Below are 26,086 nucleotides of genomic sequence, written 5' to 3'. Positions count from 1 at the left end.
GGGTCGGTGGCCAAGATCGGCGGAGTACGGTCGTCGAGTCTCTTTACGTACGCATGGGTCCTTCCCGGGCAACCCATGACATAGAAGGAGCTCAATGAACACCCGAGCAAGGCACCTGATCCTCCCTCTCGGTGGCGCCCTCATCGCCACCGGCATGATCGGTGCGACCCTCACCACCTCCGCCGGCGCCGAGACGAAGCCGACCCCGGTGAAGTCCGGCAAGCTGGCGAACAACGGGACCGACGCGAAGGCCATCGCGGGCGCCTGGACCCCGAGCAAGCTCAAGGCGGCGACGCACTTCAACGAGGACTCCTCGCTGTCGGCGAAGCTGAAGGCGAGCACGAGCAAGGCCTCCGCCGACGGCAAGGCCGGCTCCATCGCCCCGACCGGTGACGGCGACAAGACCGCCGGCACGTCGAAGAACGTCAACCTGCCGACCAACGTCGGCAAGGTGTTCTTCCAGGTCGACGGCAAGCCGTACTGGTGCTCCGGCACCTCCGTTCAGTCCAAGTACCACAACCTGGTCGCCACGGCCGGGCACTGCGTGTACGACACGGACGCGAACAAGTACGTCGACAACTTCGTCTTCATCCCCGGTTACTACCAGGGCAAGGCGCCGTGGGGCATCTACGTCGGCGGCAAGGTCAACCTCCACAGTGACTTCACTGTGTACGAGGACTACGACTACGACTACGCCTTCGTCAACGTCTACAACGGCATCAAGCAGACCGGCGAGAAGACCGTCGACAAGGCGACCTTCGACGCGTACAAGGGTCCGAAGTGGGCCAAGGACGTCGAGATCACCAAGGACGAGTACCAGAAGAAGGTCGACGAGAAGGGCGGCGAGACCGCCGACGCCTGGTCCAAGTCGACCGGCTCGGAGACCGTCCTCCCCTGGGGCACCGCCGGCGGCCAGAAGGTCCTGAAGGAAGTCACCAAGGACGAGTACGACAAGGCCCCCGCGGTCAACTCCAAGCAGAACTACGCCAAGGCCCCGGCCAAGACCGCGACGGAGTTCGTGGACGAGGTCACCTACAACAACTACAAGGGCCCCGGCTACAAGAAGATGGTGGACTCGGCCTACACCATCACCCACTACTTCGTGAAGTACTGGGTGAAGAAGGCCACCTCGGTCAAGTACTACAAGACCGTGTTCACCATCAAGACCTTCGTGGACGCGGGTCGCCTCGGCGACAACGTCGGCGGCCAGGGCTTCACCTGGAACCGCAGCACGAAGGCCAAGCAGTTCAGCTTCGGCTACCCGACCGCTTCGCACCTCGACGGCAACAAGGCCTACACCGGCGAGACCATGAAGTGGTGCTACGGCCAGACCGCGGCCGCCCCGGCCGTGTCCAAGTACAAGGCCGAGGAGCAGCTCGCCATCAAGTGCGCCTTCACTCCCGGCGCCACCGGCGGTCCGTTCCTGATCGTGTACAAGAACGCCAACCGCACCGGCTACCTCAACGGCGTCGTGAGCCTGACCCTCGACACCGACGGCAACGGCCGGTACGACCACATCACCACGCCGTACTTCAACAGCGACACCTACGGCGTGTACAAGGCCGCTGCCAGCCAGTGGACCGGCAAGCTTACGACGAGCTGACGGCTTCCACGGCAACGTAGGGGGCCCGGGCGCATGCCCGGCCCCCTATCGGGGCAGTCCTACGACCCCCGCCCTTCCCCATAACGAAGTGAACCCAGGTCGGCCAAGTACCGTGCCACCTGGCAAATGATCTGGAAAAATCGCCCTTCACTGTTGTCTGCCGACGTCTGACCCCTGGAAGGTACGAAATGCCCGCCCGAGCGAAGCGGTTCGCGCTCACATTCTGCGGCGCTTTGGCTGCCGCGAGTGTGATCCTGTCCGCGGGCCCGGGATCGGCCGGAGCGCTGGCGAACGCCCGCTCCGCGCCCGCCGGCATCACCTCCGTTCCCCTGGCGCAGAACGACGCCGACACCCAGAAGGTCGTCGACTGGTGGACCCCCGACCGGTTGAAGCGCGCCAGCAGCTACGCGCCGCAGACATCGGCGGCCAATCCCGGGTCGACCCCCGCCCCCTCCGCGACCGCCGCCCCCAGCCGGGCCGCCGCCGCGAAGGTGCCTGGTAAGGCCGCCGCGATGAGCACGGCCGCCGCCCAGGCGGGCAGGACGGCCACGGCCCCGGCGACGACCACGACGGTATCCGGCGTCGTCCCGCCGAAGGCCGCGTCCAAGACCGTCAACTCGCGCAACGTGAACCTGCCGCCGACGGTGGGCAAGGTGTTCTTCCGCAACGGCACCACCGAGTACTGGTGCTCGGCCTCGTCCGTGCACTCCAAGTACGGCAACGTCGTCGCCACCGCAGGGCACTGCGCCTACGACGTCAAGAACGGCAAGCCGGTCGAGTACTGGATCTTCATCCCGTCCTACGCCGACGGCAAGACCCCCTACGGCATCTACGTCGGGCACACGCTGTACCTCAACGACACCTACTCCGCCACGGGCGACTTCGACTTCGACTACGCGTTCGTCACCGTCCACCGGGGCTACAAGTGGGACCCGGACTACGACGCGAGCGGCATCCAGAAGAAGGACGTCAAGGGCCTGCCGATGTACAAGCGCGTCGGCACCGGGCTGCTGGAGAAGAACGTCGGCGGTCAGGGCTTCGCCTGGAACAAGGGGTACACCGTCGCCGCGTACGCCTTCGGCTATCCGGCCGGCCAGCACCCCAACGGCACCCGTCCCTTCGACGGGCGGACCATGGAGTCCTGCCTCACCCGCGCCACCAAGAAGATCTCCTCTCCGAAGTGGGAGCTGAACGGCGGCGTGATGTTCCGGGGCTGCGCGTTCACGGCCGGCGCCAGCGGCGGCCCCTGGGTGATCAAGTACAGCCAGCTCCGGCGCATCGGCTACCTCAACGGCGTCAACAGCCTGACGTGGGACCTCGACGGCGACGGCCGGTACGACGGCGTGTCCTCGCCGTACTTCGACAAGGCGACCTACCTGGTGTACTCCTACGCCTCCCGGCAGAAGACCGCCTGAGTCTCGCGCTTCCTTGCCGTTGCCGGGTCCGCGTCTGTCACGAAGCCTCCGGTCGGAGTGACCGTTCGACGTTCGCGGCCCGGTGACGGCCGGTTCCGGAGATCAACGAGCGCCTCTGCTGCCCGCATGCCGCCTCTGGGCTTGGGGGATCCCTCCGCCTTGACGCGCCGGATGGCCGCGGTCCCTCAGGTCGACGACCACTGCAGGGCGCCTGGAGAAAAGTTCCCTTATTTGCCGCAGCCCCGGAACGAATGTTCCGGGGCTTGGTCCGTTCCAGCGTGAGATGCCGGTGAAGCTATGGGCGTTTTGCCGGGTTTGTCTAGATCGTCGGCCCCTTAGACGTAACCACCCACCCGATCGGCTCCCCTGGTTCCGTGTGATCTGCGTCACACGCCCTCATGTCGGGTCAAGCTGCGGTTGACCGCCGTCACAGCGGTACCAATGGTCACATACGGGCCCTGATCTGGGCAAACATGGAGGCCGCACGAAGATCCTGACAGCGGGAGTCGGCTCTTCCGTCGATCACAGAAAGATCACGTAGGACGAAGCCCCAAAATCGTCACGATTCCGGTTACCGCGCTCAAGATCTTCTCTGTATCTTCATGGCTATCCCTTTACTGACGCATGGGACGCAGAAAGCGTTCCACGCCAGCCCAAGGAGTTCCCCTTGAACACCCGAGTCAAGCGTCTCGCCCTCCCGCTCGGTGGCGCTCTCGCCGCCACCAGCATGATCGGCGCCACCCTGGTCACCTCGGCCAACGCGGCCACCGCGCCGGCCAAGAAGACCGTGAGCCTGGCCTCCGCCACCAGCGCCCAGAAGATCGCCAACTTCTGGAAGTCCAACGGCGGCGCCAACCTCAAGGCCGCCGCGCAGTTCACCGGCGCCGAGCAGACCAACCAGAAGATCAAGCTGGGTGGCGGCGACGCCAAGCCCGACGGCAAGGCCGGCGTTGTGGCCCCCATCGGCCAGGAGAAGGTCACCCCGACCAAGGTCAAGAACGTCAACCTGCCCAAGACCATCGGCAAGGTGTTCTTCACGGTCGGCGACAAGGAGTACTGGTGCTCCGCGTCCTCGGTGCAGTCCAAGTACCACAACCTGGTCGCCACCGCCGGGCACTGCGTGTTCGACGAGGGTGTCCAGAACGGCGCTCTGGACAACTGGGTCTTCATCCCGGGCTACTACCAGGGCAAGACCCCGTGGGGCATCTACGTCGGTAAGGCCGCCTACACGCACTACGACTTCGCCGTCTACGAGGACTACGACAGCGACTACGCTTTCGTGACCGTCTACAACGGCATCACCTACGCCGGCGAGAAGCAGGTCACCAAGGCGACCTACGACGCCTGGCAGGGCTACAAGTACGCCAAGGACGTCGAGATCACGGCGGCCGAGTACCAGAAGTGCAAGGACGCCGCCGGCGGCGAGACCGCGGACTGCTGGGCCAAGGCCGACCCGAGCTCCGAGAAGGTCGTCCCCTACAGCACCCCGCTGTCGAGCACCGTCAAGATGTACACCAAGGAAGTCACCAAGGACGAGTTCGTGGCCGCCGGGAACGGCAACCACAACTTCAACCAGGCCAACTACAAGAGCTTCCCCAAGGTCGCGGCTGACATCGTGACCAAGGAGGCGTACGACGCCTACACCGGTCCCGGCTACAAGAAGATGGTCGATGGCGCTTACACCATCGAGCACTACTTCGTCGAGTACAAGGCCATCGTCTCCCCGGGCGCGGTCAAGTACTACAAGACGGTCTTCTTCATCGAGTACTACAAGGACGCGGGTCGCCTGGGCGACAACGTGGGTGGCCAGGGCTTCACCTGGAACCAGAAGGTCGGCCAGCCGGTCTACGCGTTCGGCTACCCCGCGGCCCCGCACCCCGACGGTGACAAGCCGTTCACCGGTGTCACGCCGAAGTGGTGCTACGGCAAGACCTTCGCTGCCGCTGCTGCCGCGAAGTTCAAGGCCGAGGCCCAGATCGGTCTCAAGTGCTCCATGACCGCCGGCTCCTCCGGTGGCCCCTGGATCCTCAAGTACAGCAGCACGAAGCGTCTCGGCTACATCAACGGTGTCACCAGCCTCATCGGCGACGCCGACGTGAACGGCCGCATCGACTTCGCGACCTCGCCGTACTTCGACACCGAGACCTACTCGATCTACAAGTCGGCCGCCAACCTCTGGTCCGGCTCGATCGTCACCAAGGACGGCGACATCGCCACCAAGGCCTGACGTTCTAGCCAGCTAGAGCACAGCAGTCCTTAGCGGGGCCCGGCATTCGTGCCGGGCCCCGCTTCGCGTTGTACGGCTCTTCTCCTCGCGCGGTGGAGCCGCCGCCGGCGTGGTACGGCCTTGCCTCCGCACCGTCCTGTCTTCTCTCAGCACGGCTCTTCTCAGCACGGCTCTTCTCTCAGCACGGTTCTCACCACCGCGCAGCTGCCGTCGGCGTTACGCGAACCGCTTCCGTCGTCCCGAGCGGTCGCCGCGTCCCACGCGCCCGCACCCAGCGCCCACCCGGATGGAAGCCTGGACAGGTATCAACGGGCCCTGACTGATGCTCTGAGGCACGCCCAAAGGGCGTCTGCGCCGACCGGCCGACCCGGAGAGAGCGCCTTAGACGTACCCGGACCCCGGTTTGGCTCCATCGGTTCCATGTGATCTGCGTCACACTGCCCGCCGATCCGGGGAGATTGCGCCACTTCGACCGCAGAGGACACTGTCGACGCGCAAGTGCTCTGATCTGCGAGTAAGCCCCGATCTTGCACCCTTCTGACAAGGATGGTCGGACTACCCCTGGGGTTACGAAAAGGTCACGCCCGGGCGAAGGTCAAAATTCCCCTCGAATCGTCCCCACAGCACAAGATCTACTCGCTATCTTCATGGCTATCCCTTTACTGACGCATGGGACGCAGAAAGCGTTCCACGACAGCCCAAGGAGTTCCCCTTGAACAGCCGAGTGAAGCGTCTCGCCCTCCCGCTGGGTGGCGCCATCGCCGCCACCAGCATGATCGGCGCCACCCTGGTCACCTCCGCCAACGCCGCGACCGCCCCGGTCCGGAAGTCGGCCGCCCTGGCCTCCTCCGGCAGCGCCCAGAAGATCGCGAACTTCTGGAAGGCGAACGGCGGCGCGAACCTGAAGGCCGCCGCGCAGTTCACCGGCGACCAGCAGGTCTCGGGCAAGGTCAAGCTCGGTGGCGGCGACGCCAAGCCTGACGGCAAGGCCGGCGTGATCGCGCCGATCGGCCAGGAGAAGGTCACCCCGACCAAGGTCAAGAACGTCAACCTGCCCAAGACCATCGGCAAGGTGTTCTTCACGGTCGGCGACAAGGAGTACTGGTGCTCCGCGTCCTCGGTGCAGTCCAAGTACCACAACCTGGTCGCCACCGCCGGGCACTGCGTGTTCGACGAGGGTGTCCAGAACGGCGCTCTGGACAACTGGGTCTTCATCCCGGGCTACTACCAGGGCAAGACCCCGTGGGGCATCTACGTCGGTAAGGCCGCCTACACGCACTACGACTTCGCCGTCTACGAGGACTACGACAGCGACTACGCTTTCGTGACCGTCTACAACGGCATCACCTACGCCGGCGAAAAGCAGGTCACCAAGGAGACCTACGACAACTGGCAGGGCTACAAGTACGCCAAGGACGTCGAGATCACGGCCGAGGAGTACAAGAAGAAGGTCGACGAGAAGGGCGGCGAGAGCGCCGACGCTTGGGCGAAGACCTCTGGTAGCGAGAAGATCGTCCCCTGGGGCACCAAGGACGCGGTGACCGCGACCAAGGAAGTCACCAAGGACGAGTTCGACGCCGCCTCCAAGGTTCCGGCGACCCAGAACTTCCACCAGGCTCCTGAGCTGACGAAGACCGAGATCGTCGACGAGGAGTTCTACAACAAGTACACCGGCCCCGGGTACAAGAAGATCGTGGACTCGGCGTTCACGATCACGCACTACTACCTGGCGTACGCGGTGGAGAAGACCTCCACGGTCAAGTACTACAAGACCGTCTTCTTCATCGAGTACTACAAGGACGCGGGTCGCCTGGGCGACAACGTCGGTGGCCAGGGCTTCACCTGGAACCAGAAGGTCGGCCAGCCGGTCTACGTGTTCGGCTACCCCGCGGCCCCGCACCCCGACGGTGACAAGCCGTTCACCGGTGTCACGCCGAAGTGGTGCTACGGCAAGACCTTCGCCGCGAAGGCCGCCGCCGCGTTCAAGGCCGAGGCCCAGATCGGTCTCAAGTGCTCCATGACCGCCGGCTCCTCCGGTGCGCCGTGGCTCCTGAAGTACAGCAGCACGAAGCGTCTCGGCTACATCAACGGTGTCACCAGCCTCATCGGCGACGCCGACACCAACGGCCGTATCGACTTCAGCACCTCGCCGTACTTCGACACCGAGACCTACTCGATCTACAAGGCCGCCGCCAACCTCTGGTCCGGCTCGATCGTGGCCAAGGACGGCGACGTCATCACCAAGGCCTGACGTTCTCAGTAGTAAGAACGGCAGTCCCCAGTCGTAAACCGCAGGGCTCGGCATTCGTGCCGGGCCCTGCGGCCTTTTCCGCGCGCTTTTCCGAGCCATACTCGGCTCTGGCCTGCGACCCAATTCCGGACGTGCCCATCCAGCTCACGCCTGGGCCGATCTCGGAGTGATTCGCGTCACATTTCGCGTCGCGTGTACTCCAACAGGGCCGCTCGCGCACGGGGCCTTTGGACCGTTTCCACCTGTGGTTGCGTGATCGTCGGCCACGTCGGGAGCGTGTACGTGCGCCACTCCGGGCGGTGAGGAGTCGGCCGCTCCGTTGATTTTTACGGCCTTATTTCATGATCAGACCGATAGGTTCAGACTGTCCCTTTTGGGGTCACTGAGGCAGGAGTCAGGTCCTGCGGCAGAACAAGGAGTCTCATTGAACACCCGAGTCAAGCGAATCGTGCTCCCTCTCGGCGGCGCCGCCGTCGCCGCCGGCATGATCGCGGCATCCCTCACCGCGGGGGCCTCCGCCTCCGCCGCCGCGGCGCCGGCCTCCGACGCCCTGGCCACCACCAAGGCCGCCGCCCTGGACACCGTCAAGTTCTGGACGGCCAGCGGCGGCAAGGCCCTCAAGGCCGCCACCAAGTTCACCGAGGACGCCGCCGTCAAGGGCCGCGTCCGGATGGGCGGCGGCGACGCCGCTCCCGACGGCAAGACCGGCGTCGTGCCGCCGATCGGCCAGGAGAAGGTCACCCCGACCCACGCCAAGAACGTCAACCTGCCGCGCACCATCGGCAAGGTGTTCTTCCGCCTGGGCCGCCAGGTCTACTGGTGCTCCGCCTCCTCCATCCAGGGCAAGTACCGCAACCTGGTGGCGACCGCGGGTCACTGCGTCTACGACACCGACGCCAACCGCGACACCCTGGACCACTGGGTGTTCATCCCGGCCTTCTACCAGGGCAAGGCGCCGTTCGGCATCTACGTCGGCAAGTCGGCCTACACCCACTTCGACTTCGCCAACTACGAGGACTTCGACAGCGACTACGCCTTCGTCACCGTGTACAACGGTGTCGAGCCCCGCACGTGGAAGGACGTCGGCCGCCTGGGCGACAACGTCGGCGGCCAGGGCTTCGCCTGGAACCAGAAGATCGGCCAGACGGTGTACGCGTTCGGCTACCCCGCCGGCCCGCACCCCGACGGCGACCGGCCCTACACCGGCCTGACGCCGAAGTACTGCTACGGCAAGACCTCCGCCGCCGGCACCGTCCCCGGCTTCAAGGCCGAGGCGCAGATCGCGCTGAAGTGCTCCATGACGGCCGGCGCCTCCGGCGGCCCGTGGATCACCCAGTACAGCAGCACGGCGCGCGTCGGCTACATCAACGGCGTGACCAGCCTGGTCGGCGACACCGACGCCAACGGCCGGTTCGACTTCGCCACCTCGCCGTACTTCGACAGCGAGACCTACTCGATCTACAGCGCCGCCTCCAACCTGTGGTCCGGCAAGATCGGTAAGTGAGCATCCCGCCGGCGGGGCGGAACGGCGCCTGAGGTGCCGTGACCGCTGAGCACGGCGCGCGGAAGGGCCTGGCGAAAGCCGGGCCCTTCGTCATTTCAACCTCACTGTCCAGTGAGGTTTTACTCACTTAATATCCCATTTAAGGCATTAATGTCCGGATAAACGGGCGGTTCATACGGTGCGCGTAAAGAAATGACATAGGCTCAAGTCATCCCCTTTGGGACGCATGGGACATAAGTGATGTTTCCATGTCAGAACAAGAGGAGCTATATGAGTATCCGAGCACGCCACCTCATCCTCCCCCTGGGCGCCGCCGTCACCGCCACCGGCATGATCGGCGCCGCCCTCACCTCGTCCGCCGGGGCCACGGCCAAGCCCCAGCCGACGAACGTCTCCCTCGCCTCCAGCAAGGGCAAGGCGAGCACCACCGCGAAGTTCTGGAGCGCGAACGGCGGCAGGCAGCTCAAGGCCGCCACCCGCTACTCCAACGACTCCTCCATCAGCGGCAAGGTCAAGTTCGGCGGGAGCGACGCCGCTCCCGACGGCAAGACCGGCGTCGTGCCGCCGATCGGCCAGGAGAAGATCACCCCGACCAAGGTCAAGAACGTCAACCTGCCGCGCACCATCGGCAAGGTGTTCTTCCGGGTCCACGGCAAGCCCTACTGGTGCTCGGCGTCCTCGATCCAGTCGAAGTACCACAACCTCGTCGCCACCGCCGGTCACTGCGTCTACGACACCGACGCCAACCGCGACACCCTGGACCACTGGGTGTTCATCCCGGCGTACTACCAGGGAAAGACGCCCTACGGCATCTACGTCGGCAAGTCGGCCTACACCCACTTCGACTTCGCCAACTACGAGGACTACGACAGCGACTACGCCTTCGTCACGGTCTACAACGGCGTCCAGCCGGGTAGCTGGAAGGACGTCGGCCGCCTCGGCGACAACGTCGGCGGCCAGGGCTTCGCCTGGAACCAGAAGATCGGCCAGTCGGTCTACGCGTTCGGCTACCCCGCCGGCCCGCACCCCGACGGCGACCGGCCCTTCACCGGGGTCACGCCGAAGTGGTGCTACGGCGCCACCAAGCCCGCGGGCGTCAGCGCCGCCTACAAGGCCGAGGCGCAGGTCGCGCTGAAGTGCTCTATGACCGCCGGCTCCGCGGGCGGCCCGTGGATCACCAAGTACAGCAGCACCAAGCGGCTCGGCTACGTCAACGGCGTCACCAGCCTCATCGGCGACTCCGACGGCAACGGCCGGTACGACTTCAGCACCTCGCCGTACTTCGACAGCGAGACCTACGCGGTCTACCGCAAGGCCGCCAACCTGTGGTCCGGCTCCATCCGCTGACCACCCACGCTCCACCGGCGGACGGCCCGGCCTCACCTGTGGGGCTGAGATCATCCGCCACGATCGGCCCGGCCCCGGACCCCCGGGGCCGGGCCGGCTCGTTTCAGAGCGACCTCCCCCATCCACGACCGCCGCGGACGCGGATCACCCCTGTCCCGGCCGTCAGGCCGCGGGAGCCAGCTCGCGGCTGCGCCGGACCAGCATGGCCACCACCGGCTCCCTGCTCAGCGGCTCCAGCCGGCGGCGCAGGTCGGCGACATAGGACCTCGTGCGGACCGACTGCAGGCCGCCGGCGAGGTCCAGCGCGTCGCCGCCCACGTGGCAGGCCTGCTCGACATCCCCGCACAGGGCGTACGCCGAGGCGAGCAGCGACAGGTTGAACATGCGCCCCCGGACGTAGCGACCGTCCATGTCGAGGGAGCGGCGCGCGTACCGCACGGCCTGCGCCCCGTCACCGAGGTCGCGGAAGCAGTGGGCGTACTTGGCCGCGAGGTAGGCCTCGTCGAAGTAGCGGATCCACTCGGGCTCCTCCTCCGGACGGCGGCGGTCGAAGGCCAGGTCGGCCTCGTGCAGGGCCATGGCGCACGCCACGCCGTCGGTCAGCCGGGCGTGCGCGTGCGCCTCCAGCACGTACGCCTCGGCCAGCAAGGAGGGGACCTCGGCCCGCCGCGCCGACACCTGGGCGGCCCGCGCCAGGTCGAGGGCGTGCCGGGGGCGGCCTATATATATGGCCTGGTGCGCCATGCCGGCGAGGATCTCGCCGCCGAAGCCGTGGTCGCCGGCGCCGCGCGCCAGGCTGAGCGCCTGGATGAGGTGACGCTGGGCGAGCCCGTGCTGCTCCAGGTCGTAGGCCATCCACCCCGCCAGGCGGGTGACCTCGGCCGCCGCCGACGCCAGCGCCCTGCCGGTGGCCTCGCCGTAGACGCCGTCCTTGAGCAGGGGGGCGACGGCCGAGTCGAGGTAGCGGACGACCGCCGGGCGCACCCGGCCGCCGCCGAAGCGGTTGTCCAGTTCGCCGAACGACCGGGTGACCTCGCGGATGGCGGCGATGTCGTGGGCGCCGACCTTGCGGACCCCGGAGGCGCGGGGCCGGTCCTCGGCGGGGGAGGTGAGCCATCGCAGGGCCCCCGACGAGCCCGCTCCGACGGCGAAGGCGGAGTCGAGCAGGAACCTGCGCCGTTGCAGGTCCGCCCTCCATAGTGCTGTCACGGTCTCGACACCCTCCTGCCACGTGTGTGGGAATTCCAGTCCGAGGTCGAGGGGCGTGGCTCCCCCCGCCATACCGAGGTCCTCCGAGGTGACGGGCCGGCCGAGCCGCAGGGCGAAGATCTCGGCGAGCAGCGCGGACGCCGGGTCGCGCGGCTGCTGGCCGTCGATCCAGCGCGACACCGAGCTGTGGTCGTACCGCAGGCCGATCAGGCCCCGCGCGGCTCCGAGGTCGTTGAGCCTGCGGGCCAGCCCCTTGTGGGAGAAGCCGGCCTCGGCGATGAGGTGCCGAAGAAGAAGGTTGGGCTCGCGTCGCATCGCTCTTTCCCCAGGGAGGACTACGGCGGATCGGTTGTCGGCACTCCGCCGTGAGCTCTGGTGCGAGCGTGCGCCCTTCGTGCACGCCGTCGTCCGGCGGGTAACGGAGGGTTTTTGTTATAGCACGATGCGTGACGCGGTGTGGGAATTCCCAAGACTTGACCGCAGGAGCGCCGGGTCATGACGAAGGGGCGTCATTTCGCCGGGGATGTTCGGTACACAGCCTTCGCACGGGAAAGCACGAGGGCGCCGGGCCCGCGTGGCGGGTCCCGGCGCCCCCTGAACGGCGCCCCCTGAACGGCGCCCCCTGAACGGCGCCGCATGGACGCCGCCGCATGGACGGCGCGCATGGCGCTGGAACGACCTGGACGGCGAGCCGCGCGTACCGCACGGGCACGCGAGCCGGCCGAGGGTTACGTGCGCGCGACGCCGTCGAGCCGGGCCTGGTCGGCGACGGCCGCGGTCACGGCGGGGGCGACGCGCTGGTCGAAGGGGCTGGGGATGACGTAGTCCTCCGACAGGTCGTCCCCGACGACGGCCGCGAGGGCGTCGGCGGCGGCGACCTTCATGTTCTCGGTGATGGTGGTGGCGCGGACGTCCAGGGCGCCGCGGAACACCCCGGGGAAGGCCAGCACGTTGTTGATCTGGTTGGGGAAGTCGGACCTGCCGGTGGCGACCACCCGGGCGTGCCTGCGGGCCACGTCGGGGAGCACCTCGGGCGTCGGGTTGGACAGGGCGAAGACGATGGAGTCGCGGGCCATGGCGGCGACGGCGTGCTCGGAGAGCGTGGAGCCGGACAGGCCGATGAAGACGTCGGCGCCGGCCAGGGCCTCCTCGGTGGAACCGGTGTGGCCGCCGCGGTTGGTGTCCCTGGCCAGGGCTTCCTTGTAGGGGTTCAGCCCTTCGCGGCCCTGGTAGATCATGCCTTTGGAGTCGGAGACGGCGATGTCGCCGATGCCGGCGTTCAGCAGGATGCGCGTGACTGCCACGCCCGACGCGCCCGCCCCGGCGACGACGGCGCGCAGGTCGCCCAGGGAGCGCCCGGTCAGGCGGGCGGCGTTGCGCAGGGCGGCCAGCACCACGATGGCGGTGCCGTGCTGGTCGTCGTGGAAGACGGGGATGTCGAGCAGCCCGCGCAGCCGGTTCTCGACCTCGAAGCAGCGGGGGGCGCTGATGTCCTCCAGGTTGACGCCGCCGAAGGAGGGCGCGAGACGGACCACGGTCTCGACGAGGGCGTCCACGTCGGTGCAGTCGAGGCAGATCGGCACGGCGTCCACGTTGCCGAACTCCTTGAACAGCAGCGCCTTGCCCTCCATGACGGGCATGGCCGCGGCCGGGCCGATGTCGCCGAGGCCGAGGACGGCGGTGCCGTCGGAGACGACGGCGACGAGGTTGGACACCCAGGTGTACTCGGAGACGAGTTCGGGCTGGTCGGCGATGGCGGTGCAGACCCTGGCGACGCCCGGCGTGTAGGCGAGCGACAGGTCGTCGGCGTCGCGGACCGGGATGGTGGAGCGGACCTCGAGCTTGCCGCCGCGGTGCATCGCGAACGCGGGATCGAGATCGAGTGTTTCGAGAGAAGCGGAGAACGGCGTGACTGCCACAGCGACCCCTGTGTCTAAGGACGGATTCCTTCGGTAGACGGCCGCAGGCGAACGAGGCCCAGGCTTCTGTAGCCGCCCGGCGGCCGTCGTCGTTGACGGTCGTCCTTGGAGGGGGTACGGGGGTCACCCGTTGCTTGATTGTGCCACATGTCGAGACGCCTGCCGATGCCCGCGAGACCACCGTTCCGTGGATCGCGCCGCACCACCAGACGCTTCAAACCGGACATATCACTACTTCTCCCCCTGCCTCGGACTCATACCCGGACGTTCACGCCGTGATTCCCCCGGCCGTACCCGACAGCCGCCGATCCCCCACCCGTAGGGACATCCAGGGGCACCCCACCGGCGAACGTGTAATACTCGATATGCCGAACCGACTCTTACCGCCGCGGAGGCGACGTGGACCTGACCTCCTACGCCGAGCTTGCGGTGCTGCTGGTCAACAGCGACGACACCGCGCTCGACACCCTCGAAGGGGCGGCCCGCCTCCTCACCGAGGCCGGGCGGGAGGAGCAGGCCGCCCGGCTCACCCGCGCCGACCTCGAGGTGCTTCGCGAGCTGCGCCGCGAACTGACCGCGGTGTTCGCGGCGGCCGCGCGCCACGACGAGGACGCCGCCGTCGACCGGCTGAACGCCCTGCTCGTGCGCCACCCGGTGCGCCCGCAGATCTCCCGCCACGACGGGCAGCGCTGGCACCTCCACCTCACCGATGCCGGGCGCCCGTCCGACGAGTACGCCGCGGGGGCGGTCATGGGGCTCACCACCCTGGTCACCGACCTCGGCGTCGACCGGCTCGGCGCCTGCGGCGCGACGCCGTGCCGGCGGGTCTACCTCGACACCTCCTCCAACCGGTCGCGCCGCTACTGCTCCGAGCGCTGCGCCACCCGGGCCAACGTGGCCGCCTACCGCGCCCGCCGCCGCCACCTCAGCGGCCACCCCGCCTGACCTCTCGCCCAGCCTGCTCCGTCTGTACGGGCGTCCTGCCGACCGGCCCGTTCACGGTGGCCTCGCCCGAGGAGCCCGTCAGGTCACCGGGGGCGCGGGCCGCCACGCAGCGGCCAATAACGCAGCACGACCCGGCCGACCAGCAGCGCAGGGGGCACGGCGCCGAAGTCCCAGCTGTCCTTGCGGCCGGGCGCGCGCTGGTTGTCGCTCTCGAGCCACCACCCGTCGCCCTCCCGCCACGCCGCGCGCTTGACGATCATGCGCGACGGGTCCGCGGGGAGCCGGGCGACGACGAGGTCGCCGGGTCTGACCGGCGCGTCCCGGCGGACGACGAGCCAGTCTCCCGGCCGCAGGACGGGCAGCATCGACTCCCCTTCGACGCGGACCCTCATGAACCACATCCCCCTCCGCCTCCGCGAATCAAGGCGAGTAAGTTGGGAACCGGATAGTGCTGTCTGTTATCAGCATCAAGGAAGGAAACCGATGCTCGCACGACTGCTGCGGCCCGGCCATGTCGCCTCCGCGCACTGCGACCTCCCCTGCGGTGTCTACGACCCCGCGCAGGCTCGCATCGAGGCGGACTCCGTCAAGGCGATCATGCAGAAGTACGCCGACAACGACGACCCCGTGTTCCGTGCGCGGGCTCTGGTGATCAAGGAGGAGCGGGCCGAACTGGTCAAGCACCACCTGTGGGTGCTGTGGACCGACTACTTCAAGCCGCCGCACCTCGAGCAGTACCCCCAGCTCCACCAGCTGTTCTGGGACGCGACCAAGCTCGCGGGCGCGGCCGGGGCCAAGGGCACGGTGGACGTGGGCAAGGCCGATGACCTGCTCGGGAAGATCGACGAGATTTCGAAGATCTTCTGGGAGACCAAGGCCGCCTGAGCCTTGCACTACCCGTTCTCTGGCCTCGCGCGGCGGTCTTCGCGCGCGAGGCCAGAGGCCTTTCCTGCCGGGTAAACCCCGGTCAGGGCACCGGTGTGCCAAGGAATGGCCAGCGGGACGTCAGGCGGAGCGGCCGCATTTCCACAAGATCACGACTATCGGCGCGTCCCAGTCCTGCACCATGGGGCACGGGGCGGTAAGTTGCTAATCAGCAGCTCTGTGCGAGGAGGAACGTGACCGACGAGACAGCGACGCGTGCGGACGACATCCCCGGTGGCCTCTCGGGGATCCGTGACGCTGTGAGCGTGCGCCTGCCCGCCGCCAGCGCCTATCTGTCCGTGCTCCGTACGGCCACCGCCGGGCTGGCGGCACGGCTCGATTTCACGCTGGACGAGATCGAAGATCTTCGTATCGCGGTCGACGAGGCGTGCGCCATGCTGCTGGGCCACGCCGTGCCCGGCACCGACCTGATCGCCGAGTTCGAGTTGACCGGCCAGGAGATGATCGTCCGGGTCGAGGTCAGCACGGTCGGCCAGGCCGAGCCCAAACGTGACGATTTCGCGTGGATGGTGCTCACCGCGCTCGCCGACGACGTGGACGCCGAGACCGACACCCCTGATCGCATGGCGATCGTCCTGCACAAGCGCCGAGGGTCTGCGAGGCTGCCGTGACCGAGAGGACCCGCGCCGTGGCCGGCAGTGACAGCACCGTCCCCGACAGGGTGCGGGCTCGCGGCCTGTTCGGCGAGCTGGCCGAGCTGTCCCCTGACGATCCGCGCCGCCAGCGCATCCGCGACGAGCTCGTCGAGCTCCACCTCCCCCTGGTCGAATACCTCGCCCGGCGCTTCCGCAACCGGGGCGAGTGGCTGGACGACCTCACGCAGGTCGCCACCATCGGTCTGATCAAGTCGATCGACCGCTTCGACCTGGAGCGCGGCGTCGAGTTCTCCACCTATGCCACGCCGACGATCGTCGGCGAGATCAAGCGCCACTTCCGCGACAAGGGCTGGGCGGTGCGGGTGCCGCGCCGCCTGCAGGAGCTCAAGCTCTCGCTGACCAAGGCCATCAGCGAGCTGTCCCAGCGCCAGGGCCGCGCCCCGACCGTCGCCGAGCTCGCCGCCCATCTGCAGATGTCGGAGGAGGAGGTCCTGGAGGGCCTTGAGTCGGCCAACGCCTACTCCACGGTCTCGCTGGACGCCCCCGACTCCGGCGACGACGACGCGCCCGCGGTGTCCGACTCGCTCGGCATCGTCGATGAGTCCCTTGAGGGCGTCGAGTACCGCGAGTCGCTCAAGCCGCTGCTCGAACGCCTGCCGCCCCGCGAGAAGCGCATCCTGCTGCTGCGTTTCTTCGGCAACATGACCCAGTCGCAGATCGCCACCGAGCTCGGCATCTCGCAGATGCACGTCTCGCGCCTGCTCGCCCGCACCCTCGCCCAGTTGCGCGAGGGCCTCACCGCCGAAGACTGAGCACCGTCACCGCTCGATCATGGCGCGGGTCGTGGCGGGCGCCAGCAACCCGGCCAGCCCTGCCAGCGCGGCCAGGGCGAGCGGCACGCCGATGATCCCCTGCCCCGACTGCACGAGCGAGACGGCCACCGGCAGGGCGAAGATCTGCGTGACCACGCCCGGCGCGCGGCTCCACCGCGCGGCCTTGAGCGCGCCCCTGGCCACCCAGAGCAGCGCGGCGCCGGCCACGACCCCGAAGGCGGCGACGAAGAGCGAGCTGGTCACGTCGGCCGGGGCGCCGATGATGGTCTCGATGCCGACGTAACCGCCGAGCAGGACGGCCGCGGCCCCCTCGACGGCCAGGACGATGGCGGCGACGGTCAGGGTCACCGGACGGTTCGACATATCGGGTCACCCTACTTGACCCAGGTCGCGGGTCCCTCGCCGGTGGATACGCTGGGCGGCATGCGCGCACTCCTCCTGATCAACCCCGCGGCGACCTCGGCCAACCGGCGCACGACGGACGTCCTGGTCCGCGCGCTCGGCGCCGCGATCGAGCTGACGGTGGAGGAGACGCGCCATCGCGGGCACGCCACGGCGCTCGCCGCGACCGCGCGCGAGAAGGGGTTCGACGTCGTCGCCGTCCTGGGCGGCGACGGCACCATCAACGAGGCGGTCAACGGAATGATGGGCGGCGAGCATCCGTCCCCGGCGCTGATCGTGCTCCCCGGCGGCAGCGCCAACGTGTTCGCCCGCTCGCTCGGGCTGCCGAACGATCCGGTGGAGGCGACCGGCGCGGTGCTGGAGGCCATCCGCGAGGGGCGCCGCCGCACGCTCGGCCTCGGCCTCGCGGTCTGGGAGGACGGCGCGCTGGGCGACGGGGCCGAGCCCGCGGGCGGGCCCGGGCACGACCGGCGGTACTTCACCTTCTGCGCCGGCCTCGGGTACGACGCCGAGGTGATCCGCGCGGTCGAGGGCCTGCGCGGCGCGGGGTACAAGGCTTCTCCGAGCCGCTACGTCAACACGACCTTGCGGCACTACCTCATCACCGACCGCCACCGCCCAGCGCTGCGGCTGGAGCGCCCGCGCCAACCGGCCGTCGAGGGGCTGTTCCTGGCGATCGTCTCCAACACCTCCCCGTGGACCTACGTCGGCGGCCGGCCGATCAACCCGACGCCGTGGGCGGGCTTCGACACGGGCCTCGATCTGCTGGGCCTGCGCAAGATGGGCATCGTCACCATGTTCGGGCTGACCCGCCAGATCATCGCCGAGCCGGTCGGCCTTCCTCGCGGCCGCAATCTGGTGCAGTTGCACGACGAGGAGGAGTTCACGCTGGTCGCGCGGCGTCCCGCGGCCTTCCAGCTCGACGGCGACTATCTCGGCGAGCGCGAGCGGGTGACCTTCCGGTCGGTTCCAGCGGCGTTACAAGTTCTGGTCTGATTTGGTACAAGCCCGTCATAGTGTGATGCATCCGACATCCATGACGTGCAAAACGTTCTCCCAAACCTCTTGCGTGACCTGGGCATGCCTGAAAAGCTCGTCGTGACGTCGGAACGTAGGACGTTTGAGGATCCACCGTGTCCTCGACGTTTCACGCCCTGACACGAGCTTCCCGGCCCCCATCCTCTGGTCCGGGCAAAAGTTCGCCCTGGTTAGTGAAACTCTTCACAAACATCCGTCAGTCTCCGGACGGAGCCGCGAGGCTCCACCTACGAAGGAGTGGAACGCATGGACTGGCGCCACCGCGCTGCCTGCCGTGACGTGGACCCCGAGCTGTTCTTCCCGATCGGCAACACCGGCCCGGCACTCATGCAGATCGAAGAGGCCAAGCAGGTGTGCCGTAGCTGCCCGGTCAGCGACCCGTGCCTGAAGTGGGCCATCGAGTCCGGCCAGGACGCCGGCGTGTGGGGCGGCCTCAGCGAGGACGAGCGTCGCGCCGTGAAGCGCCGTACCGCTCGCGCCCGCGCCCGTGCGGGCGTCTGAACCGTCACGCACCCCCTGAGCTCCGCCCGTCCCACGCATTCGCATCCCCCATCCTCGCCTTCCGGGCCGCCCCAGTGTCGCGGCGGACGGAACAGGACACGCCGGCGTCGCCACGCGCGGACCCGGCGCCAGGACCAGGAACGCCCGGCATCGCCACGCGCGATGGCCGGGCGTAGCAGTTCATGGAGCCCGTTCCGCGCAGGACGCCCGCACCGCACCCGAAGACGACGGCATGTCGGGGCCACAGTACCGGCCGCTCGCGCGGGAGCCTTCCCCGTCCGGGTGAGAACGCCGGCCGCTACGCCGGCTGCACCGGGATGGTCACCGAGACCTCGGTGCCCCCTTCCTTCCCCGGCCGGACCGCCAGGCGGCCCGACAGCTCGCCGACGACCAGTGTGCGGACGATCTGCAGGCCGAGGCTGGTCGAGGCCTCCAGGTCGAACCCCTCGGGAAGCCCCTGGCCGTCGTCGGCGACGATCACGTCCAGCCGCTCCTCGGTGCGCGACACGATGATCTTGACCGTGCCGCTGCCGTAGGCGAAGCCGTGCTGGACCGCGTTCTGCAGCAGCTCGGTCAGCACCATCGCCACCGGAGTGGCGATCATCGCCGGCAGCATGCCGAAGCACCCCACCCGGCGGACGGCCACGCTGGCCTCCGAGACGTCCCCGGTCATGGCGATGACGCGGTCGGCGATGTCGTCGAAGTCGACGATCTCCTCGGGCGTGTGCGACAGCGTCTCGTGCACGATCGCGATCGACCCGACCCGCCGCACGGCCTCCTCGAGCGCCTCGCGGCCCTCCGGAACGCGCAGCCGCCGCGCCTGCAACCGCAGCAGCGCGGCCACCGTCTGCAGGTTGTTCTTCACCCGGTGGTGGATCTCGCGGATCGTCGCGTCCTTGGTGAGCAGCTCACGCTCGCGGCGGCGCAGCTCGGTGACGTCCCTGACCAGCACCAGGGCCCCGATGCGGCCGCCGCCCACGATCAGCGGGATGGCCCGCAACTGCACCACGATGGCGCCGGCCTCCACCTCGGTCTCCCGCGGCGTGCGCCCGCTGGCCACCAGCATCAGGTCTTCGTTGATCGGCTCGCCGGAGTAGCACAGCGTGGCGGTGGTCTTGCCCAGCTCGGTGCCCACCAGGTCGGCGTGCAGCCCCAGCCGCCGGTAGGCCGACAGCGCGTTCGGAGAGGCGTAGGTCACCCGGCCTGCCCGGTCGAGCCGCAGCAGGCCGTCCCCGACCCTCGGGGAGCGCACCAGGATGGGCCCCTCGTCGGGGAAGGGGAAACGCCCCTCGGAGACCATCTGCGCCAGGTCGGACGCGCTCTGCAGGTAGGTGAGCTCCAGCCGCGAGGGCGTGCGCGCCGACGACAGGTTTGTCGAGCGCTGGATGACCGCCACGAAATGGTCGTCGCGCCGCACCGGGATGGTCTCCTCGCGGACGGGCACGCCGCTGGACCAGTCGGGGTCACCCTCGCGGCAGATGCGGTGCTCGCGCCACGCCGTGTCGATCAGCGGACGCTCGCCGACCGCCACGATGGAGCCCACCACGTCGTCGTGGTAGACGGTCGGGCCGGTCGTCGGGCGCATCTGCGCGACCGCCACCCACGCCGAACCCTCCCGCGAGGGGATCCACAGGATGAGGTCGGCGAAGGACAGGTCGGCGAGGAGCTGCCAGTCGGAGACCAGCGAGTGCATCCACTCCAGATCGGCGGGATCGCAGGTGGTGTGGCGCGCCACCAGTTCGCTCAGAGTCGGCACCTGTGCATCATGCGTGCTAACCCCACCTCAAGGCGAATCGCGGGAGTCCACACTGGGAAGATTCCCTTAATGGAGCACACAGAAGTGCTCGTACACCCCGTGGAGCGCCCGATGGACATGGTCGCCGGCAATGTCGTCGGCAGAGTCGTGGGCAGAGTCGTGGGCAGGGTCGTGGACGGCGTGGCCGACGGCGCGGGTCACCCAGGTGAGACGACGCCGCCCGATCCTCTGGCGCGGTTGCGCGCCGCCGCCGAGGCCCGCCGGGCCGCCGGGCTGGGGCGGGCCCTGCGCCCCCGCACGCCCGACCACGACGGCCTGCTCGACCTGGCCTCCAACGACTACCTGGGCCTGTCCCGTGACGAACGGCTGGTCGAGGCCGCCGTTCGCGCGGCCCGCGCGTGGGGCACCGGCTCCACCGGGTCCCGGCTGGTCACCGGGACGACGACGCTGCACGCCGATCTGGAGGACCGCCTGCGCGGGTTCACCGGCGCCGCCCGCGCCCTGGTGTTCTCCTCCGGCTACCTGGCCAACCTCGCCGCGGTCGCGACGCTCGGCGCCGGCGGGCTGGTGGTGAGCGACGCGGGCAACCACGCCTCCCTCATCGACGGGTGCCGCCTGTCCCGGGCGCGCGTCGCGGTCACCCCGCACAAGGACGCCGACGCGGTGGACAAGGCCCTCGCCGGCCGCGCCGAGGAGCACGCCCTGGTCGTCACCGACGCGGTCTTCTCCGTCGAGGGCGACCTCGCGCCGCTGCGCGAGTTGCACGAGGTGGCCGTCCGGCACGGCGCGCTGCTGCTGGTGGACGAGGCCCACTCGCTCGGCGTCGTCGGCGAGCGGGGGCAGGGGGCGGTGCACGCGGCCGGGCTCGCCGGTCATCCGTCGGTCGTGATAACCGTCACACTGTCCAAGGCGCTCGGCTCCCAAGGAGGGGGCGTGCTGGCGGCCCCCGAAGTGGTGGACACGCTGGTCGACGCGGGACGGGCGTTCATCTTCGACACCGGCCTCGCCCCCTCGTCCGCCGCGGCCGCGCTCGCCGCGCTTGATATCGTGAGCGACCATCCTGACCTGCCAGGACAGGCCCGGCGGCATGCGTCGCTGCTGGCCCGCGCGGCGGAGGAGCGTGGTCTCCCCGCCACAACCCCCGCCGCCGCCGTCGTACCGGTCGTGCTCGGCCCCCCGGAGGCCGCGCTCGGCGCCGCCGCGGTGTTCGCCGAGCACGGGGTGCGCGCCGGGTGCTTCCGCCCGCCCTCGGTGCCACCAGGTCTGTCTTGTCTGAGATTGACCGCTCGGGCCAATCTGGGTTCGGATGATCTAGCGGTGATCGGACGCGCGCTCACCGCCGTGGCCGAGATGAAGGTGACCGTGTGACGGAAGACTCTCCCCGAATTCCCAAGTACTACGACGTCAAACGGAACTTGCTGGAACTCACCAAGTCTCTGCCCGCGGGCGCGGCGCTGCCGCCCGAGCGCGCTCTCGCCGTGCGCTTCGAGACCTCCCGCACCACCGTCCGGCAGGCGCTCACCGAGCTGGTCGTCGAGGGACGGCTTCTGCGCATCCAGGGGAAGGGCACCTTCGTCGCCAAGCCGAAGGTCGCCCAGGTGCTGCAGCTCACCTCCTACACCGGAGATCTGCGCGCCGTCGGCCTGGAGCCGGACACCAAGATCCTCGACATCGACTACGTCACGGCCGACGAGACGCTGGCCCGGCGGCTGTGCATCAACCCCGGCGGGCGCGTGCTGCGCATCCACCGGCTGCGCCTGGCCAACGGCGAGCCGATGTCGATCGACACCACCCACCTGTCCGCCCGCCGCTTCTCCCGGCTGCGGCGCGAGCTCGAGATGCACTCCTCGCTGTACGAGACGCTGCACAACGCCTACAACGTCCAGCTCACCGACGCCGAAGAGACCATAGAGACCGTGCTGGCGACCCCGTACGACGCGCAGGTGCTCGGGGTGGACGTGGGCCTGCCCATGCTGCTGCTCACCCGGCACGCCTTCGACGCCGAGGGCCACCCGGTCGAGTGGGCCCAGTCGTTGTACCGCGGCGACCGGTACAAGTTCGTCACGCGCCTGCACAGGCCGCCCCAGCAGGGGCTCTAAGGTTGGGCCGGTGAGCATCCTGGTGGTCACCGGCACCGACACCGGTGTGGGCAAGACCGTGGTGAGCGCCGCCGTCACCGCCCTGGCGCTCGCCCGCCAGGCGTCGGTGGCCGTGGTGAAGCCCGCGCAGACCGGCGTGGCGGCCGGCGAGGCGGGCGACCTGGACGAGGTCATCCGGCTGAGCGGGGTCACCACGACCTTCGAGTTCGGCCGCTTCCCGCACCCGCTGTCCCCCGCCGCCGCGGCCCGGGCCTCCGGCCTGCCGCCCGTCTCGCTCCCCGCCGTCGCCGAGCGCGTCGCCGACCTGGCGAGCACCCACCGCCTCGTGGTCGTCGAGGGGGCGGGCGGCCTGCTGGTGCGCTTCGACGAGGACGGCGCCACGATCGCCGACCTCGCCCGCCTCGTGCACGCCCCCGTGCTGCTGGTGGCCAGGGCCGGGCTCGGCACGCTCAACCACACCGCGCTCACCCTGGAGGCGCTCGCCGGCCGGGGCATCGACCTGGCGGGCGTGGTGATCGGCTCCTGGCCCCGCGACCCCGGCCTGGCCGAACGGAGCAACGTCACCGACCTGGAGACGCTGGCCGCGCGGCCGCTCGCCGGGGCGCTGCCCGAGGGGGCGGGCGCGCTCGGCCGCGCGGCCTTCGCCGGTGTGGCCCACGACGGGCTCGGCCCCCTCCTCGGCGGGGGTTTCGATCCTTCCAGGTTCCGGGCAACCCTTAGTCTGTGACGCAACCGACGAGGGAGCAGCGGAACCGATGACCAAGGACATCCTCGAGATCGCACGGGCCCAGGTGCTCGACCAGGGCCAGGGGTTGTCGGCCGCGCAGGCTCTGAGCTGCCTGGAGCTTCCGGACGACCGCCTGCCCGAGCTGCTGGCCCTGGCGCACGAGGTCCGCATGGCCTGGTGCGGCCCCGAGGTCGAGGTCGAGGGCATCGTCTCCCTCAAGACCGGCGGGTGCCCGGAGGACTGCCACTTCTGCTCGCAGTCGGGCCAGTTCACCTCGCCGGTGCGGTCGGTGTGGCTGGACATCCCGTCCCTGGTGCGGGCCGCAGCCGAGACGGCGGCCACCGGGGCCACCGAGTTCTGCATCGTGGCCGCCGTGCGCGGGCCCGACGAGCGGCTCATGGGCCAGGTGCGCGAGGGCGTCAAGGCCATCCGGGAGGCCGTCGAGATCAACGTCGCCTGCTCGCTCGGCATGCTCACCCAGCGGCAGGTCGACGAGCTGGCCGAGATGGGCGTGCACCGCTACAACCACAACCTGGAGACCGCCCGCTCCCACTTCGGCAGCGTCGTCACCACCCACACCTGGGAAGAGCGGTGGCAGACCTGCGAGATGGTGCGCGAGGCCGGCATGGAGCTGTGCTGCGGCGGCATCATCGGCATGGGCGAGACCAGAGAGCAGCGCGCGGAGTTCGCCGGCCAGCTCGGCGAGCTGGCGCCCGACGAGGTGCCGCTGAACTTCCTCAACCCGCGCCCGGGCACGCCGTTCGCCTCCTACCCCCTGGTCGAGGGCCGCGAGGCGCTGAAGACGGTCGCCACGTTCCGCCTGGCCCTGCCGCGCACCATCCTGCGCTACGCCGGCGGGCGCGAGCTGACGCTCGGCGACCTCGGCACCCGCGACGGCATGCTCGGCGGCGTCAACGCCATCATCGTCGGCAACTACCTCACAACACTGGGCCGTTCCCCAGAACGCGACCTCGCGCTCCTGGCGGACCTTAAGATGCCCATCAAGGCGCTGTCGCAGGCTCTGTGACCTCGCCCGGGGCCTCGTGATCAGCGCAGATGGGGCTCCAAGGATTGACCGAGGCCAGAACAGGTAGGTTCACCGCATGGAGTCTGCAAAACACGCCGGCGACATCGCGGTCGCCGTCTCACGCGCATACGGTGCCGATGTCATGTTCACCCTGTCGGGCGGCCATGTCTTCCCCCTGTACGACGGGGCCGTCCACGAGGACATGCGCATCGTCGACGTGCGGCACGAGCAGAGCGCGGTGTTCGCCGCGGAGGCCACCGCACGGCTGACCCGGCGGCCCGGCCTGGCCGTGCTGACCGCCGGCCCCGGCATCACCAACGGCGTCAGCGGCGTCGCCACCGCCCATTTCAACGGTTCTCCCATGGTGGTGATGGGCGGCAGGGCCCCGGCCTCCCGGTGGGGGTCCGGCGCGCTGCAGGAGATGGACCATCCCCCGCTGTTCGAGACGATCACCAAGCTGGCGTTCACGGCGGGCGGCGCCGACTCGATCGGCCAGGACGTCGAGATGGCCTTCCGCACGGCCGTCGCCCCGCACCGCGGCCCGGTGTTCCTCGACTTCTACATGGACCACCTGTTCTCCCCCTCGCCGGCGCACCAGGCCGAGACGATGACGCCCTCGCCGCTGGAACCCGACTCCGACACCCTCGCCTCGATCGCCCGCATGATCGCCGAAGCCGAGCGGCCGGTGCTGGTGCTCGGCTCGGACGTGTGGATGGACCGCGCCGAGGAGGCCGCGCGCGACTTCGCCGAGGCCCACCGCCTGCCGGTCATCCCCAACGGCCAGGGACGCGGCATCCTGCCCGCCGGGCACGAGCTGCTGGTCACCCGGGCGCGGGGCATGGCGTTCTCGCAGGCCGACCTGGTCATCGTGGCGGGCACGCCGCTCGACTTCCGCCTCGGCTACGGCTTCTTCGGCGGCAGGGACGGCGTCCCGCTGGCCAAGGTCGTCCACCTCGCCGACGCCCCGTCCCAACTCGCCACGCACGTCGGCACGGCCGCCTCCGCGGCGGGCGACCTGTCGCTGCTGTTCTGGGGGCTCAGCACGGCGTGCACCGAGGCCGGGGTGTCTCCCGCCTCCCACTCCCGCTGGGTGGCCGACCTGGCCGAGGCCGCCTCGACGGCCATCGCGGGCGACTTCGAGCTGCTGTCGTCCGACGCCGACCCCATCCACCCGATGCGCATCTACGGCGAGCTCAACCGCGTCCTGGCCGACGACGCCGTGGTCATCGGCGACGGCGGCGACTTCGTGTCCTACGCCGGCAAGTACATCGAGCCGCGCAGGCCCGGCTGCTGGCTCGACCCCGGCCCGTACGGGTGCCTGGGCACCGGGCTCGGGTACTCCATCGCCGCCCGCCTGGCCCGCCCGTCCTCGCAGGTCGTGCTGCTGCTCGGCGACGGCGCCGCCGGGTTCTCGCTGATGGACGTCGACACGCTGGTCCGCCACAACCTTCCGGTCGTCATGATCTGCGGCAACAACGGCATGTGGGGGCTGGAGAAGCACCCCATGCAGATGCTGTACGGGTACGACGTGGCCGCCGAGCTGCGGCCGCAGACCCGCTACGACCAGATCGTCACCGCGCTCGGCGGCGGCGGCGAGCTGGTGACCTCCCCCAAGGAGATCGGTCCCGCGCTGCGCCGGGCGTTCGACTCGGGCGTGCCGTACATGGTGAACATCGCCACCGACCCCGAGATCGCCTACCCCCGCACCACCACCGGCATCTGACCTCCGCGCGGCCCCCGGC

22 protein-coding genes are annotated in these 26,086 nt (G+C 69.2%); 17 read left to right on the top strand and 5 right to left on the bottom strand.

What is annotated here, in order from left to right:
• Window positions 1-94: 94 nt before the first annotated feature.
• The 6 genes from ACFQSB_RS35280 (at window position 95) to ACFQSB_RS35255 (ending at window position 10,347) form a co-directional block, all read left to right on the top strand.
• Window positions 95-1,603, top strand: a complete 1,509-nt coding sequence (locus ACFQSB_RS35280; RefSeq protein WP_380831243.1) for a trypsin-like serine peptidase — start codon at window positions 95-97, stop codon at window positions 1,601-1,603.
• A 233-nt stretch (window positions 1,604-1,836) separates the two neighbouring features.
• Window positions 1,837-3,018 carry a trypsin-like serine peptidase gene (locus ACFQSB_RS35275; protein ID WP_380831241.1) on the top strand — a complete coding sequence of 394 codons (1,182 nt, stop codon included), beginning with the start codon at window positions 1,837-1,839 and terminating at the stop codon, window positions 3,016-3,018.
• A gap of 667 nt (window positions 3,019-3,685) precedes the next feature.
• Entirely contained in the window at window positions 3,686-5,245 is a 1,560-nt protein-coding gene (locus tag ACFQSB_RS35270; protein WP_380831239.1) for a trypsin-like serine peptidase, read from the top strand.
• A 712-nt stretch (window positions 5,246-5,957) separates the two neighbouring features.
• Window positions 5,958-7,496, top strand: coding sequence for a trypsin-like serine peptidase (locus ACFQSB_RS35265; RefSeq protein WP_380831237.1), 1,539 nt, complete (start codon window positions 5,958-5,960; stop codon window positions 7,494-7,496).
• A gap of 424 nt (window positions 7,497-7,920) precedes the next feature.
• Window positions 7,921-9,000, top strand: coding sequence for a trypsin-like serine peptidase (locus ACFQSB_RS35260; RefSeq protein ID WP_354852925.1), 1,080 nt, complete (start codon window positions 7,921-7,923; stop codon window positions 8,998-9,000).
• 270 nt (window positions 9,001-9,270) lie between these two features.
• Window positions 9,271-10,347 carry a trypsin-like serine peptidase gene (locus ACFQSB_RS35255; RefSeq protein ID WP_354930560.1) on the top strand — a complete coding sequence of 359 codons (1,077 nt, stop codon included), beginning with the start codon at window positions 9,271-9,273 and terminating at the stop codon, window positions 10,345-10,347.
• 162 nt (window positions 10,348-10,509) lie between these two features.
• Here the strand turns inward: ACFQSB_RS35255 and ACFQSB_RS35250 are convergent, their stop codons facing one another.
• Together ACFQSB_RS35250 and ACFQSB_RS35245 are read right to left on the bottom strand one after the other, a co-directional pair.
• A complete protein-coding gene (locus ACFQSB_RS35250; RefSeq protein WP_380831235.1) occupies window positions 10,510-11,871 on the bottom strand; it encodes a hypothetical protein in 1,362 nt (453 codons plus the stop codon).
• Between the two features lie 413 nt (window positions 11,872-12,284).
• On the bottom strand, window positions 12,285-13,415 hold the full coding sequence (locus ACFQSB_RS35245) for an NAD(P)-dependent malic enzyme (protein WP_354852994.1): 1,131 nt from the start codon (window positions 13,413-13,415) through the stop codon (window positions 12,285-12,287).
• A gap of 459 nt (window positions 13,416-13,874) precedes the next feature.
• Here ACFQSB_RS35245 and ACFQSB_RS35240 point away from each other — a divergent pair, with 459 nt between their 5' ends.
• On the top strand, window positions 13,875-14,420 hold the full coding sequence (locus ACFQSB_RS35240; RefSeq protein ID WP_380831233.1) for a CGNR zinc finger domain-containing protein: 546 nt from the start codon (window positions 13,875-13,877) through the stop codon (window positions 14,418-14,420).
• Window positions 14,421-14,503: 83 nt separating this feature from the next.
• Here ACFQSB_RS35240 and ACFQSB_RS35235 read toward each other — a convergent pair whose 3' ends face one another.
• On the bottom strand, window positions 14,504-14,821 hold the full coding sequence (locus tag ACFQSB_RS35235; RefSeq protein WP_354852932.1) for a S24 family peptidase: 318 nt from the start codon (window positions 14,819-14,821) through the stop codon (window positions 14,504-14,506).
• Between the two features lie 82 nt (window positions 14,822-14,903).
• Between ACFQSB_RS35235 and sodN the strand changes: the two genes are divergently transcribed.
• From sodN to ACFQSB_RS35220, 3 genes are all read left to right on the top strand, one after another.
• Window positions 14,904-15,305 carry a superoxide dismutase, Ni gene (gene sodN, locus ACFQSB_RS35230; protein ID WP_380831231.1) on the top strand — a complete coding sequence of 134 codons (402 nt, stop codon included), beginning with the start codon at window positions 14,904-14,906 and terminating at the stop codon, window positions 15,303-15,305.
• 233 nt (window positions 15,306-15,538) lie between these two features.
• Window positions 15,539-15,976, top strand: a complete 438-nt coding sequence (locus tag ACFQSB_RS35225) for an ATP-binding protein (RefSeq protein ID WP_354852935.1) — start codon at window positions 15,539-15,541, stop codon at window positions 15,974-15,976.
• Entirely contained in the window at window positions 15,973-16,773 is an 801-nt protein-coding gene (locus ACFQSB_RS35220; protein ID WP_354852937.1) for an RNA polymerase sigma factor SigF, read from the top strand. The genes ACFQSB_RS35225 and ACFQSB_RS35220 overlap by 4 nt, the downstream gene beginning before the upstream one ends.
• Before the next feature lie 6 nt (window positions 16,774-16,779).
• On the opposite strand, the gene ACFQSB_RS35215 is transcribed toward ACFQSB_RS35220, so the two are convergent.
• Window positions 16,780-17,157 (bottom strand): hypothetical protein, encoded by a 378-nt coding sequence (locus tag ACFQSB_RS35215; protein ID WP_354852938.1) that lies wholly within the window; start codon window positions 17,155-17,157, stop codon window positions 16,780-16,782.
• Between the two features lie 60 nt (window positions 17,158-17,217).
• On the opposite strand from ACFQSB_RS35215, the gene ACFQSB_RS35210 reads away from it, so the two are divergent.
• Window positions 17,218-18,192: a diacylglycerol/lipid kinase family protein gene (locus tag ACFQSB_RS35210; RefSeq protein WP_354930569.1), complete on the top strand. Its 975-nt coding sequence runs from the start codon at window positions 17,218-17,220 to the stop codon at window positions 18,190-18,192.
• Window positions 18,193-18,480: 288 nt separating this feature from the next.
• Window positions 18,481-18,735, top strand: coding sequence for a WhiB family transcriptional regulator (locus tag ACFQSB_RS35205; RefSeq protein WP_354852941.1), 255 nt, complete (start codon window positions 18,481-18,483; stop codon window positions 18,733-18,735).
• Between the two features lie 298 nt (window positions 18,736-19,033).
• Here ACFQSB_RS35205 and ACFQSB_RS35200 read toward each other — a convergent pair whose 3' ends face one another.
• A complete protein-coding gene (locus ACFQSB_RS35200) occupies window positions 19,034-20,491 on the bottom strand; it encodes a sensor histidine kinase (RefSeq protein ID WP_380831228.1) in 1,458 nt (485 codons plus the stop codon).
• Between the two features lie 69 nt (window positions 20,492-20,560).
• Here ACFQSB_RS35200 and ACFQSB_RS35195 point away from each other — a divergent pair, with 69 nt between their 5' ends.
• From ACFQSB_RS35195 to ACFQSB_RS35175, 5 genes are all read left to right on the top strand, one after another.
• On the top strand, window positions 20,561-21,859 hold the full coding sequence (locus tag ACFQSB_RS35195; protein WP_380831226.1) for an 8-amino-7-oxononanoate synthase: 1,299 nt from the start codon (window positions 20,561-20,563) through the stop codon (window positions 21,857-21,859).
• Window positions 21,856-22,590 (top strand): GntR family transcriptional regulator, encoded by a 735-nt coding sequence (locus ACFQSB_RS35190; RefSeq protein WP_354852947.1) that lies wholly within the window; start codon window positions 21,856-21,858, stop codon window positions 22,588-22,590. Before ACFQSB_RS35195 ends, ACFQSB_RS35190 begins: the two co-directional genes overlap by 4 nt.
• Window positions 22,591-22,600: 10 nt before the next feature.
• Window positions 22,601-23,317 carry a dethiobiotin synthase gene (gene bioD / locus ACFQSB_RS35185; RefSeq protein ID WP_380831224.1) on the top strand — a complete coding sequence of 239 codons (717 nt, stop codon included), beginning with the start codon at window positions 22,601-22,603 and terminating at the stop codon, window positions 23,315-23,317.
• A 28-nt stretch (window positions 23,318-23,345) separates the two neighbouring features.
• Window positions 23,346-24,344 carry a biotin synthase BioB gene (gene bioB, locus ACFQSB_RS35180; protein WP_380831222.1) on the top strand — a complete coding sequence of 333 codons (999 nt, stop codon included), beginning with the start codon at window positions 23,346-23,348 and terminating at the stop codon, window positions 24,342-24,344.
• A gap of 76 nt (window positions 24,345-24,420) precedes the next feature.
• On the top strand, window positions 24,421-26,067 hold the full coding sequence (locus tag ACFQSB_RS35175) for an acetolactate synthase (RefSeq protein WP_380831220.1): 1,647 nt from the start codon (window positions 24,421-24,423) through the stop codon (window positions 26,065-26,067).
• Window positions 26,068-26,086: the final 19 nt, after the last annotated feature.

It is taken from the genome of Sphaerisporangium rhizosphaerae (assembly GCF_042665155.1).
GTDB lineage: Bacteria > Actinomycetota > Actinomycetes > Streptosporangiales > Streptosporangiaceae > Sphaerisporangium > Sphaerisporangium rhizosphaerae.
Note: the sequence above shows the minus strand (reverse complement) of the source record. Positions and strands in the feature narration are given on the sequence as shown.

Coding starts and splice junctions, on each gene's coding strand:
- ACFQSB_RS35245 (WP_354852994.1), bottom strand. CDS start 13,415: ATGCACCGCGGCGGCAAGCTCGAGGTCCGCTCCACCATCCCGGTCCGC.
- ACFQSB_RS35205 (WP_354852941.1), top strand. CDS start 18,481: ATGGACTGGCGCCACCGCGCTGCCTGCCGTGACGTGGACCCCGAGCTG.
- bioB (WP_380831222.1), top strand. CDS start 23,346: ATGACCAAGGACATCCTCGAGATCGCACGGGCCCAGGTGCTCGACCAG.
- sodN (WP_380831231.1), top strand. CDS start 14,904: ATGCTCGCACGACTGCTGCGGCCCGGCCATGTCGCCTCCGCGCACTGC.
- ACFQSB_RS35175 (WP_380831220.1), top strand. CDS start 24,421: ATGGAGTCTGCAAAACACGCCGGCGACATCGCGGTCGCCGTCTCACGC.
- ACFQSB_RS35280 (WP_380831243.1), top strand. CDS start 95: ATGAACACCCGAGCAAGGCACCTGATCCTCCCTCTCGGTGGCGCCCTC.
- ACFQSB_RS35195 (WP_380831226.1), top strand. CDS start 20,561: ATGGAGCACACAGAAGTGCTCGTACACCCCGTGGAGCGCCCGATGGAC.
- ACFQSB_RS35215 (WP_354852938.1), bottom strand. CDS start 17,157: ATGTCGAACCGTCCGGTGACCCTGACCGTCGCCGCCATCGTCCTGGCC.
- ACFQSB_RS35250 (WP_380831235.1), bottom strand. CDS start 11,871: ATGCGACGCGAGCCCAACCTTCTTCTTCGGCACCTCATCGCCGAGGCC.
- ACFQSB_RS35255 (WP_354930560.1), top strand. CDS start 9,271: ATGAGTATCCGAGCACGCCACCTCATCCTCCCCCTGGGCGCCGCCGTC.
- ACFQSB_RS35235 (WP_354852932.1), bottom strand. CDS start 14,821: ATGTGGTTCATGAGGGTCCGCGTCGAAGGGGAGTCGATGCTGCCCGTC.
- ACFQSB_RS35210 (WP_354930569.1), top strand. CDS start 17,218: ATGCGCGCACTCCTCCTGATCAACCCCGCGGCGACCTCGGCCAACCGG.